The sequence below is a fragment of the Stutzerimonas kunmingensis genome (genome assembly GCF_021432085.1).
Classification (GTDB): domain Bacteria; phylum Pseudomonadota; class Gammaproteobacteria; order Pseudomonadales; family Pseudomonadaceae; genus Stutzerimonas.
The window spans coordinates 1,080,933-1,093,241 of sequence record NZ_CP090366.1 but is presented as its reverse complement, the minus strand read 5'-3'; the positions used below and the strand labels follow the sequence as shown (position 1 = coordinate 1,093,241).

Sequence of the window (12,309 nt, the reverse complement as noted above, 5' to 3'; positions counted from 1 at the left end):
CGCCGATGCTAGACAGGCTAACCCGCCTGCAATGACGTTCAAGTGAATCGCCCAGTTGATTGCCGGGCGCCGCATTCAGAGCGCGTCCGATTGTCCGGCGGGCCTTCAGTGGGCTGTCAATGCAGTACAATTCGCGCTTTTTTCACTGGCTGGACTGGCGCCTCGATGATCGAACCCAAGCGCGTACTGCGTGCCCTCGCCGAACACTGGACGTTGCTCGAGCCGCTGTGCGAGCGTTTCGACGCCGGCACCCTGAGTCTGATCGAACTTCGTCATCAGCTGGCCGCGCAACTGCCCGAAGGCACGCCCACCGATATCACTGCCCTGCTCGACCAGTGGATCCGCCTGGACATCCTAGTGCCGGTGGCCAAGAGCCCCAACCGCTTCGAGCTGAACGCGCAGATCCACGACTTCCTCGCATACCTGCGCCGCGAGCACCGCCTCGGCCTGTGCCTGGAGATCGAAGCCTACCTGCGCCACTTGGAGCGCCTGGCCGGGCATATTCTCGATGCGTTCGAGATTCGCGACGGCAACGACTTGGCCCGCCAGCTGCGCCTGCTGGACATGCGCGTGCGCGATGTATTGAAGAAGCTCGATAACGACGAACAGGCCCTGGTCGCCGTGGCCGACCGGGCCAAGACCAGCGACCGCCAGATTCCGCTGCGCCAGCGCTATGCCGAGGTGTTGGCGACTTGGGACGAATACGTCGAGCCGATGATCCAGCTGGTCTCCGCCGATGGCGCCTTCGAGCAGGGCGTGCACCGCGTCGAGCAGGTGCTGATGAAACTGCTCGGCGAACAGCAACGCCTTGGCCAGCTGGTGGACGACGACCTCCTGCTGCGCACCCACGCGCGCATCCTCGAGATGCAGACCACCGCCCAGCTGACCCTGCGCAAGGCCCGCGAACTGCTGCTGCCGCTGCGCGAGGAAGCCCGCCGGCACAATGCGGTGACCCGCGGCGCCGCGCTGGCGCTGTCGGCGATCCGCAAGAAAGGCCTGGACGCCGTACCGCAGGCCTCGCTGCCGCTGTTCACCCGTCCGCAGAGCACCTTTCTCGGCACTGCCAGCCAGGTCGAGGCCTACGTCTATGCCCTGGCCCGCTTCGAGCCGAAACCGGCGCAGTTCCCGCGGGCCAGCGGCAAGCGCAAGGGCGAGCAGCCGCGCGCACCGCGCACCGCCCGCGAGATGATCGAGCGCTGCCAGCAGGCACTGCCGCTGCCGGACCTGATGGCCTGGCTGCTGGAACAGGAACCCGAGGGCGCCACCGACGAGCTGCTCTACTGGTTCTCGCGCCTGTCGCGTGATGCCCGCTTCCAGCGCGACCGCCTGGAACGCCGCGAATACCTGACCCGCGAGCACCGCGTCAGCCTCAGCTCCTTTGCCCTGGTGGCCAATGCGAATGGCTAATCCCTACGTAGGGTGGACAACGCTTTGCTTGTCCACCGCTGACACCGAACTTTCCGGTGGAAAAGGCTGCGCCGTTTTCCACCCTACGATTGCCTGTGAGCCACATCTATGAACATCGACCTCAAGGAAATGACCCAGCTGGCGCCGATCTTCCGCGAGCTGTTCAAGGGCTATCACCTGTCGCGCAGCGAGCCGGAGCCCTACGCGCAGCTGTCGAACATGCAGGACCAGTACCGCGCATTGTTCAAGGCGCTCGGCTTCGAGCTGGTCTGCGATCCGCGCGGCTTCTATTACTTCGTCCCCGAGCAGATGGGCGCGCAGGTGAACAAGACCGCCCAGCGCCTGGCACTGTTCACCTTCATCCTCGTCGAGCACCTGGCCGACCAGGGCCGCGATCCGCTGGCCGTGCTCGATGGCGGCAGCCTCGGTCGCGATGAACTGCCGGCGCTGCTGGACAAGTACCGCGACCTGTTCCTGCAGGCCGAAGTCACCACGCAGGAAGAGCTGAAAGAAAAGGTCATCCGCCGCCTGACGCAGCTGGGCTTCGCCGAGGACAGCAACGGCGTCTACCGCTTCCTGCCACCGATGCACCGCTTCCTCGACGTCTGCCTGTCGGTGCAGCAGGACCGCGATCTCGCCGCCAGCCTGCACAGCAGCGACCTGCCGTTACCAGCGCCGGAGCTGATCGCTGAAGACGACAGCGAGGACGACATCATCCTTATCGAAGAGCCGGACGAAGCTCTCGTCGAAGAGTCCGAAGAAGCCGCCCTCGCCCGCGCCATTGCTGCAGAAAAGGAGCTTGAAGCATGAGCCAGGAACGCTACGGCATTCGCCGCTTCGCCCTGCTGAACACCGCCGGCTACAGCCTCGGCATCTTCCCGCTGGAGAACCCGCTGTCGGTCTACGGCGCCAACAACCTCGGCAAGTCCGCTTCGATCAACGCGCTGCAGTTCCCGATCCTGGCGCGCATGTCGGACATGAGCTTCGGCAAGTACAGCCTCGAGCAGTCACGCAAGTTCTACTTCGCCAGCGACACCAGCTACATCCTGGTGGAAGTCATGCTGCCCCACGGCCCGCATGTGATCGGCGTGGCCGGTCGCGGCCCGGGCGGCGGCTTCGGCCACCAGTTCTTCGTCTACCAGGGCTCGCTGGATCTCGACCATTACCAGCAGAACGGCACCTGCCTGCGCCAGCGCGAGCTGTTCGCCAATCTCGAACGCGCCGGCATCAAGGCCTACGAGGCCAAGCCGGATGAACTGCGCCGGCTGCTGGTCGGCGGGCACACCTCAATCCCGTTGGACATGACGCTGATCCCGCTGCGCTCGACCAGCGAGCAGAGCCTGAAGACCTTCCGCGCGCTGTTCATCAACCTGCTGCACATGCGCGAGATCACGGCGGCCAAATTGAAGCAGCTGTTCCTCGATGCCTTCGAGCACAGCCTGCGCTCGGGCAGCGTCGACTACATCGCAGCCACCGAAGAAGCCTTCCGCGACGTGCGCCGCATGGAGCAGGACTACCAGGCACTGGTCGCCGCCGGCCCGCTGGTCGAAGCGCTGGCTTCCGGTGTCGCCCAGCGCGAGCTGCTGCGCGGCAAGCTGCATCGCCTGTCGCCGTTGCTCGACAACCTGCTCGGCACCTGGCACGACTACGCCGATGCACGCAAGGAAGAGCTGGTGATCCAGGCCGAGCACTACCGTCGCGAGCAGGACGGCCTGCAGAATGAACAGCGCGGTTCGACCGGCGAGCTGATGCGGCTGGAGCGCGAGATCAGCGAAGCCCAGCGCTGGCTCGGCGAGCTGGCGGTGCTGAAGAACCGTTTCACCCTGGTGGAGGACGCCCATGTGCTGGAGCAGCAGCTGCTCGCCGCCAAGGACGCCCATGACGAGCTGGCCGGTGCACTGGCGCAGTCCCGCCAGTTCTCCAGCGAGGACCTGGACGAGCGCCTGCGCGACCTGGAAAAGCGCTTGAAGTCGGTCAAGCAGCAGCTCGACCATGCCGACAACAACAGCTATTCGCGTTTGCGCGAGGAGTTTTCCCAGGCCGATGTGGATCGCCTGATGCGCCTGTTCAACGGCCAGCTGTTCAGCCTACCGCTGGGTGAGAAAGGCATCACTGCAGAAGGCGAGGACTGGGTCAAGGCAGTCGAAGCGGTGCTGGATCGCTTCAAGGGCGACACCTTCTCGGTGCCGGGCCTGTCCATCGACCTTTCGCATATCGAACCACCGGCCTTGCAGGCGCTCGCCGACCGCGCCGCCCTGCGCGACCAGAAGGATCGTCTCGAGCGCGAGCTCAAGCAGCTCAAGACCCAGCATGCCGTGGCCGTCGACCGCGCTGCGAGCAAGGCCCAGGCCGAGGCGCTGTACCAGGCCGTGCTGGATGCGCAGAAAGCGCTGGAAGACTTCCGCCGCAGCCAGACCCTGGCCGCAGAAGAGCCGGCAAAGCTGGAGCAGCTGGCCCAGGCCGAGGCAGCCCAGGAAGAACTCAAGCGCACCAGTGACGCCTTCGCCGAGCGCGTCCAGCACCTGTCCGCCAAGCTGCAGCTGGTCGGCCGTCAGCTGGCCGATCTGGAAGCCAAGGAGCGCACGCTGGAAGACGCCCTGCGTCGTCGCCAGCTGCTGCCAGCCAACCTACCGTTCGGCACGCCGTTCATGGATCCGGTGGACGACTCGCTGGACAACCTGCTGCCGCTACTCAACGACTACCAGGACAGCTGGCAGGCGCTACAGCGCGTCGACGGCCAGATCGAGGCGCTGTATGCCCAGGTGCGCCTGAAAGGCGTGGCCAAGTTCGACAGCGAGGAAGATCCCGAGCGTCGTCTGCAACTCTTGGTCAACGCCTACGCGCATCGCCAGGACGAGGCGCTGACCCTGGCCAAGGCGCGCCGTGCCGCGGTCACCGACATCGCTCGAACGCTGCGCAATATCCGTAGCGACTACGAAAGCCTGGAACACCAGCTGGCGCTGTTCAACCGCGAGATCAACAAGCGTCAGGTTTCCAACCTGGCGAGCTTCCGCATCGTGCTGGCGCCGAACAAGGATGCGCTCAAGCATATCGATCAGATCATCCACAGCGCCGGGCAATACGAGGAAGGCGAGACGCTCTCGGTGTTCGATCTGTCCCAGTCTTCCGAACAGGACGCGAAGAACGAGGAAGCCAAGGAGTATCTGGCGCGGCTGGTGGCGGCGAACAACAACCAGCTGGGCTTGAAAGACCTATTCGAGCTGGCGTTCGAGATCACCAAGGTTGGCGGCCAGCCGGTTATCCACACCGACATCGACGGTGCGGCGTCCAACGGCACCACCATGACCATCAAGGCGCTGACCAACATGTATCTGTTGCTGCACCTGATGGACCGCGAGCAGGCCGGGCGCATCCGACTGCCCTACTACCTCGACGAGGCGGCTGACATCGACGAACGCAACCAGCAGGCGCTGATCGAAACCAGCCTGCAGCTGGGCTTCGTGCCGATCCTCGCGTCGGTGAAGCCACAGGTCTCCGCGCACGTCGCCATCGACCTAGAGGGCGGCAGCGGGCCGGCCGGTATCTACATCGACGAGGCGGACTGGAAATACATCAGCCGCCGCGAACCGATCGCCAGCGAGCACATTGCTTCAGCCCAACGGACCGAAGAACCGGCCTGATCTCCCTGCAATGAAAAAGGGCCCCGCGGGGCCCTTTCTCATACACATCCGGATATCGCCGTAGGGTGGACTTCAGCCCACCAACAACGTCCCGGATCAATCGTCACTTGTCACTGGCAGCTCGCCCCAGCTCGATCTTCGGCGCCCAGCCAAACCATTCCTCCTGCGGCTCCTTGAACAAGGCGAACGTCTGTCCCGGTAGTGCGCTGCGCCCCATCTGCTCGCCATCAGGCGTGGCAAAGGCAACACCGCCCTCGATCAGCGACTCCAGCGAATCGGTACGCAAACTGGCGCCCTTGAACAGGCTGAAGTCGACACCGAAGCCACTGGTTTCCCAGAAACGGCTGCCGGTGTGCACCAGTGCAGCATAACGCGGCTCGATAAGTACGCGGATCAATACACGGTCGGCAGTCTGCCCCAACTCGTAGCCAGTCACCTCACCGACCTTCACCTCACGGTAGGTGACCGCATTGCCTGGCTTGATCGAACCCAGACGCGCCGCGCTGAGGACCAGGGTGAGCCCTTCACCAGCCTTCTGCGGCTCACGCTCCTGGCCCACGAAACGCGCTTGAGCGACCGCACCTGGTTTGCCGGGAGCCACCTCAAGATAGAGACCACTGACCAGCGTATCCAGATTGGCGGTGCGCATGAGGCCAAGCTCGGGCCGTACGACCCAGAACTGAGTACCAGCACGAGCAATCCGCGACTCTGCGGCGGTAATCCGGGCCCGCAGCACGACGTGTCCGAGGTCATCGCTAAGCGTCACACTGTCAACCTCGCCGACCTCCAGCCCCTTGTAGCGGATCGGCGTGCCGGCACCGAGGCCGTCGCCGCGATCGAGACGAATCTCTATCGAGGTACCGCGCCGTATTGCGCTGTCCCGGTCCTTGTGCAACTTAAATCGGGGCACCTTTCTGGTAGCCGGAGCTTGCGGCTCCGGCGTCTCGAATGCGATGCCCCCGGCCAGCAGGCTCTGCAGCGATTCGCTGCGTACCTCAATACCGGAAAGCCCGCCGGTAAGGGAAATGCCACTGGCATTCCAGAACCGGCTCGAACTGTTCACCAGGTCGGCGTAGGGCTGCTCGATGTGCACGCCAACCACGACCCGCTGCTGGTCGCGTGAGAACTGGTAACTCTGCACGGAGCCAACCCGTACCTGGCGATAGAGCACAGGACTACCGACATCCAGCGAGCCGAGGTTGTCCGCCGTCAGTACCAGGTGAAGGCCGGGCGAGCGTATATCCAGCGGTGGTGCCTTGGCGCGTGCGACGAAGTTGCGCCTGGCTTCTGCACCCTTCTCGCCGGGGCGAACAGCGATGTAATTGCCGCGCACCAAGGCCTCGAGCCCGGAAATACCGGCGACCGATACCGATGGCTTGACCACCCAGAATTGCGTGTCCTCTACCAGATAGTCCTCGAACAGCGGGTCGATGGAGAGTTCGGCCTGCGCGCCGCTGAGGTCGGAATCGATATCCAGCTTCTTCAGCAGACCGACCTGCATGCCCTTGTAGATGACAGGCGTCCGGCCGGCCTGCAGCCCATCGAAATCCTGCAGAGATACGAGTGTCTTGATACCCGCCTGGGCCGCATCGAAGTCCTCGTAGAGCCGGAACGGGATGCTCGGATCGGTCGCAGGGCTGTCCTTGCGGTGAGATGGCGTGGCGAAGGCGATACCGCCGGCGACGATGCTAGCCAGAGACTCCGTACGGAACTTAACCCCCGTTAGACCGGCATCCACGGTGACGCCGCTGGCATTCCAGAATCGCGTGTGCTTGCGCACCAGATGGGCGTACTCCGGCTGGATATACAACTGCACCTCGACGGTACTGTCGTCCTCGGACAACACGTAGTTCTTCACCTGTCCGACCTGGATCTGCCGATAGAACACCGGACTGCCGCGATTCAGCGAGCCAAGGCGCTCGGCTTTGAGCGTCAGGTGCAGGCCGATGCGGCTGTCGGACATCGGCGGCTCTTCCGCCAGCGCAACGAAACGCCGCGTTGTCTCGCCATCAGCAGGGCTGATACCGATGTAGTTGCCCGACACCAGAGTCTCCAGCCCGGTAATCCCGGCTAGCGTCACACTGGGCTTGACCAGCCAGAAGCGCGTGCCGCTGCGTAGATAGCCATCGACGTCCTTGTTCATCTCGATGTCCGCGACAACGACCTGCCGACGCTCATCGTCGCCTAGACGCAGATCACGCACGACACCGATCGTCATGCCCTTGTAGAGCACCGACGTCTTGCCGATCTCGATCCCTTCGGCACTCTCGAAGACCACCTCGATGTGGATGCCTCGCTCGCTATAGGCCTGCCAGGCGAGCCACGCTCCGATAGCCAGTGCGATCAGAGGCAGAATCCAGATGGCCGACCAGCTGGAGGCAGGGCGAGTATTGGCTTGTGGCAGGTCAGTCATGCTTGTTCCCGGATTCCGTGTTATCCCAGATCAGACGAGGGTCAAATGTAATCGCAGCCAACATGGTCAGGATGACTACGCTGGCAAAGGCTATCGCGCCGAAGCCCGCTTCGACGCTGGCGAGGCTGCCGAAATTGACGATCGCCACCAGAATGGCGATGACGAAAATATCGAGCATGGACCAGCGTCCGATCCACTCGATAAAGCGAAAAACCAATATCCGTTGGCGCGGCGACATTGGATGGTGGCGCTGTACTGAAAACAGCAACATCGCGATTCCAACAAGTTTGAACGTGGGAACCAGAATGCTGGCGATGAACACCACGGCGGCTATTGGAAACATGCCGTGCTTGGCCAAGGTCACGACGCCAGACATGATTGTGTCCGGCGTGCCACTGCCCAGCATGCGTACCGTCATGATCGGCAGCAGGTTCGCCGGCAGGTAGAGCAGAGCTGCAGTGATCAATAGCGCCCAGGTTCGAACGATGCTGTTGGGTCTGCGCATATGCACGCGTGCACCGCAGCGGACGCATCGCTGATCACGCTGACCGGCGTCCGCCCGGTTGAGCTGATGGCACTCGTGGCAAACCATCAACCCAGCATCAGCGGCGCGCATCGCGGCGCTCCGACAACGCTTGCCAGACCTGGTGCGGCGACATCACCAACTCCAGCCAGACCTGAACGACCAGCAGACCGGCAAAGCACGCCAGCCCAATACCCAGGCTGAGTTCGGCCATGTCCCTGAGTTTGATGATCGACACCAGAATGCCGAGCAGGTAAACCTCCAGCATCCCCCATTCACGTAGATGGTGATACGTCCGGTAGAGCAGCATACCCAATGGCTTCGCCCGATCAACCGCAATGCAGAGCAATACAGCGAGCTGGCAAAGGAGTTTAAGTAACGGCACAGCCATGCTGCAGAGAAACACCACCACGGCGATACCTTGCATGCCGCTGTTATACAAACTGAGCACACCACTCCAGACCGTATCGTCAGTAACCCGGCCGAGCAGATTCAGTCTCATGATGGGTAGGAAGTTGGCCGGGAAGTACAGCAGCAACGCAGCGAGCACCAACGCCAGCCCAGGTCCGACGATTCGATGCCGCAAGCGAAACAGCTCACAACCACAACGAGGGCACTCAGCAACCTCGCCGAGATTGAGGTTCGGCTTGAGCATCAGCAAATCACATTCAGGGCAAGCGACTAACTGCTCGAGCGGAACCTCATCAAGCCCTGGCGTAGCAGCCGATTCCGGCATGGCAAATATCCGAGCAAAGCACTCATTCTAAACGAGCGGCACACGCCGCTGTGAGCTGTCAGTCGGCGAAGACGACGACACTCAGTAGCAGTGAACGACCGAGTGGGACTATCGATACGTTGTCGTTGGCACCCTATCTGCTGAGTGCCTACTCATAGCCACCAGAGGGCAAACCGGCCCGCGGCTTGTCGCGCAACCGTTCGTCAACAGAAAACGGCAACGGCTGATTTCAGCATCAGCGCTATCCGAAGGCATGACCACGACGCTTGATAGATCGCAGGCAGACACGCTCCACAAAGTCCTGCACGGCCTCGGCCTGCCGCCCGCACTATTCGGCCATCCCTCCTACACGCCGAGCCGGAAGCAGCCTTGGCTGTCTCGATAGATATTTCTTCAGCCCAAAAGCAAACCCCCGACCAGCTTACGCGGGTCGGGGGTTTGGGAAAGGAGCTTGACGATGACCTACTCTCACATGGGGAGACCCCACACTACCATCGGCGATGCGTCGTTTCACTACTGAGTTCGGGAAGGGATCAGGTGGTTCCAACGCTCTATGGTCGTCAAGCAATTCAGTTGCTGCCTCGGGGTTTAGCCGCTGCAGCCAATCGGGTATGTGATGAATTGGTATTGCGTGTTCGTGCAGATTTTCGGTCTGTTTGTCGACTTTCCGTCTAACAGCCAAATTGTTTGGGTGTTATATGGTCAAGCCTCACGGGCAATTAGTATTGGTTAGCTCAACGCCTCACAGCGCTTACACACCCAACCTATCAACGTCGTAGTCTTCGACGGCCCTTCAGGGAGCTCAAGGCTCCAGTGAGATCTCATCTTGAGGCAAGTTTCCCGCTTAGATGCTTTCAGCGGTTATCTCTTCCGAACGTAGCTACCCGGCAATGCCACTGGCGTGACAACCGGAACACCAGAGGTTCGTCCACTCCGGTCCTCTCGTACTAGGAGCAGCCCCTCTCAAATCTCAAACGTCCACGGCAGATAGGGACCGAACTGTCTCACGACGTTCTAAACCCAGCTCGCGTACCACTTTAAATGGCGAACAGCCATACCCTTGGGACCGGCTTCAGCCCCAGGATGTGATGAGCCGACATCGAGGTGCCAAACACCGCCGTCGATATGAACTCTTGGGCGGTATCAGCCTGTTATCCCCGGAGTACCTTTTATCCGTTGAGCGATGGCCCTTCCATACAGAACCACCGGATCACTAAGACCTACTTTCGTACCTGCTCGACGTGTCTGTCTCGCAGTCAAGCGCGCTTTTGCCTTTATACTCTACGACCGATTTCCGACCGGTCTGAGCGCACCTTCGTACTCCTCCGTTACTCTTTAGGAGGAGACCGCCCCAGTCAAACTACCCACCATACACTGTCCTCGATCCGGATAACGGACCAGAGTTAGAACCTCAAAGTTGCCAGGGTGGTATTTCAAGGTTGGCTCCACGCGAACTGGCGTCCACGCTTCAAAGCCTCCCACCTATCCTACACAAGCAAATTCAAAGTCCAGTGCAAAGCTATAGTAAAGGTTCACGGGGTCTTTCCGTCTAGCCGCGGATACACTGCATCTTCACAGCGATTTCAATTTCACTGAGTCTCGGGTGGAGACAGCGCCGCCATCGTTACGCCATTCGTGCAGGTCGGAACTTACCCGACAAGGAATTTCGCTACCTTAGGACCGTTATAGTTACGGCCGCCGTTTACCGGGGCTTCGATCAAGAGCTTCGCTTGCGCTAACCCCATCAATTAACCTTCCGGCACCGGGCAGGCGTCACACCCTATACGTCCACTTTCGTGTTTGCAGAGTGCTGTGTTTTTAATAAACAGTCGCAGCGGCCTGGTATCTTCGACCGGCATGGGCTTACGTAGTAAATACTTCACCCTCACCGGCGCACCTTCTCCCGAAGTTACGGTGCCATTTTGCCTAGTTCCTTCACCCGAGTTCTCTCAAGCGCCTTGGTATTCTCTACCCAACCACCTGTGTCGGTTTGGGGTACGGTTCCTAGTTACCTGAAGCTTAGAGGCTTTTCCTGGAAGCATGGCATCAACCACTTCGCTTTCTAAAAGAAAGCTCGTCATCAGCTCTCGGCATTAAGATCCCGGATTTACCTAAGATCTCTGCCTACCACCTTAAACAAGGACAACCAACGCCTTGCTGGCCTAGCCTTCTCCGTCCCCCCATCGCAGTAACTAGAAGTACGGGAATATTAACCCGTTTCCCATCGACTACGCTCTTCAGCCTCGCCTTAGGGACCGACTCACCCTGCGTCGATTAACGTTGCGCAGGAACCCTTGGTCTTTCGGCGTGCGAGTTTTTCACTCGCATTGTCGTTACTCATGTCAGCATTCGCACTTCTGATACCTCCAGCCAGCTTCTCAACTGACCTTCACAGGCTTACAGAACGCTCCTCTACCGCTCAACTTACGTTGAACCCGTAGCTTCGGTACCTGGTTTGAGCCCCGTTACATCTTCCGCGCAGGCCGACTCGACTAGTGAGCTATTACGCTTTCTTTAAAGGGTGGCTGCTTCTAAGCCAACCTCCTAGCTGTCTAAGCCTTCCCACATCGTTTCCCACTTAACCAGGATTTTGGGACCTTAGCTGACGGTCTGGGTTGTTTCCCTTTTCACGACGGACGTTAGCACCCGCCGTGTGTCTCCCGTGCTGACACTTGCTGGTATTCGGAGTTTGCATCGGTTTGGTAAGTCGGGATGACCCCCTAGCCGAAACAGTGCTCTACCCCCAGCAGTGATACACGAGGCGCTACCTAAATAGCTTTCGAGGAGAACCAGCTATCTCCGAGCTTGATTAGCCTTTCACTCCGATCCACAGGTCATCCGCTAACTTTTCAACGGTAGTCGGTTCGGTCCTCCAGTCAGTGTTACCTAACCTTCAACCTGCCCATGGATAGATCGCCCGGTTTCGGGTCTATTCCCAGCGACTAGACGCCCTATTAAGACTCGCTTTCGCTACGCCTCCCCTATTCGGTTAAGCTCGCCACTGAAAATAAGTCGCTGACCCATTATACAAAAGGTACGCAGTCACCTAACAAAGTAGGCTCCCACTGCTTGTACGCATACGGTTTCAGGTTCTATTTCACTCCCCTCTCCGGGGTTCTTTTCGCCTTTCCCTCACGGTACTGGTTCACTATCGGTCAGTCAGTAGTATTTAGCCTTGGAGGATGGTCCCCCCATATTCAGACAAAGTTTCTCGTGCTCCGTCCTACTCGATTTCACTTCTAAGACCTTTTCGCGTACAGGGCTATCACCCACTATGGCCGCACTTTCCAGAGCGTTCCGCTAAAATCAAAGAAGCTTAAGGGCTAATCCCCGTTCGCTCGCCACTACTAAGGGAATCTCGGTTGATTTCTTTTCCTCAGGGTACTTAGATGTTTCAGTTCCCCTGGTTCGCCTCACACACCTATGTATTCAGTGTGTGATAACCATCTTATGATGGCTGGGTTCCCCCATTCAGACATCTCCGGATCAAAGTCTGTTTGCCGACTCCCCGAAGCTTTTCGCAGGCTACCACGTCTTTCATCGCCTCTGACTGCCAAGGCATCCACCGTATGCGCTTCTTCACTTGACC

General features: G+C 60.2%; 6 protein-coding genes and 2 rRNA genes. 3 read left to right on the top strand and 5 right to left on the bottom strand.

The genetic code is table 11. The annotated features are described in order from the left end of the window. Positions 1-165: 165 nt before the first annotated feature. The 3 genes from mksB to mksF all read left to right on the top strand — a co-directional run bounded on the left by mksB (position 166) and on the right by mksF (position 5,048). Positions 166-1,407 (top strand): Mks condensin complex protein MksB, encoded by a 1,242-nt coding sequence (gene mksB / locus LW136_RS05040; protein WP_234174737.1) that lies wholly within the window; start codon positions 166-168, stop codon positions 1,405-1,407. 108 nt (positions 1,408-1,515) lie between these two features. Then, entirely contained in the window at positions 1,516-2,217 is a 702-nt protein-coding gene (gene mksE / locus LW136_RS05035; RefSeq protein WP_234174736.1) for an Mks condensin complex protein MksE, read from the top strand. Then, positions 2,214-5,048 (top strand): Mks condensin complex protein MksF, encoded by a 2,835-nt coding sequence (gene mksF / locus LW136_RS05030; protein WP_234174735.1) that lies wholly within the window; start codon positions 2,214-2,216, stop codon positions 5,046-5,048. The genes mksE and mksF overlap by 4 nt, the downstream gene beginning before the upstream one ends. A gap of 103 nt (positions 5,049-5,151) precedes the next feature. Here mksF and LW136_RS05025 read toward each other — a convergent pair whose 3' ends face one another. The 5 genes from LW136_RS05025 to LW136_RS05005 all read right to left on the bottom strand — a co-directional run bounded on the left by LW136_RS05025 (position 5,152) and on the right by LW136_RS05005 (position 12,309). After that, positions 5,152-7,461: a PqiB family protein gene (locus tag LW136_RS05025; protein WP_234174734.1), complete on the bottom strand. Its 2,310-nt coding sequence runs from the start codon at positions 7,459-7,461 to the stop codon at positions 5,152-5,154. Beyond that, positions 7,454-8,077, bottom strand: coding sequence for a paraquat-inducible protein A (locus tag LW136_RS05020; protein ID WP_042927444.1), 624 nt, complete (start codon positions 8,075-8,077; stop codon positions 7,454-7,456). Before LW136_RS05020 ends, LW136_RS05025 begins: the two co-directional genes overlap by 8 nt. Further along, positions 8,064-8,720 (bottom strand): paraquat-inducible protein A, encoded by a 657-nt coding sequence (locus LW136_RS05015; protein WP_041016175.1) that lies wholly within the window; start codon positions 8,718-8,720, stop codon positions 8,064-8,066. Before LW136_RS05015 ends, LW136_RS05020 begins: the two co-directional genes overlap by 14 nt. A gap of 449 nt (positions 8,721-9,169) precedes the next feature. Next, a 5S ribosomal RNA gene (gene rrf, locus LW136_RS05010) occupies positions 9,170-9,285 on the bottom strand. Positions 9,286-9,418: 133 nt separating this feature from the next. After that, a 23S ribosomal RNA gene (locus LW136_RS05005) occupies positions 9,419-12,309 on the bottom strand.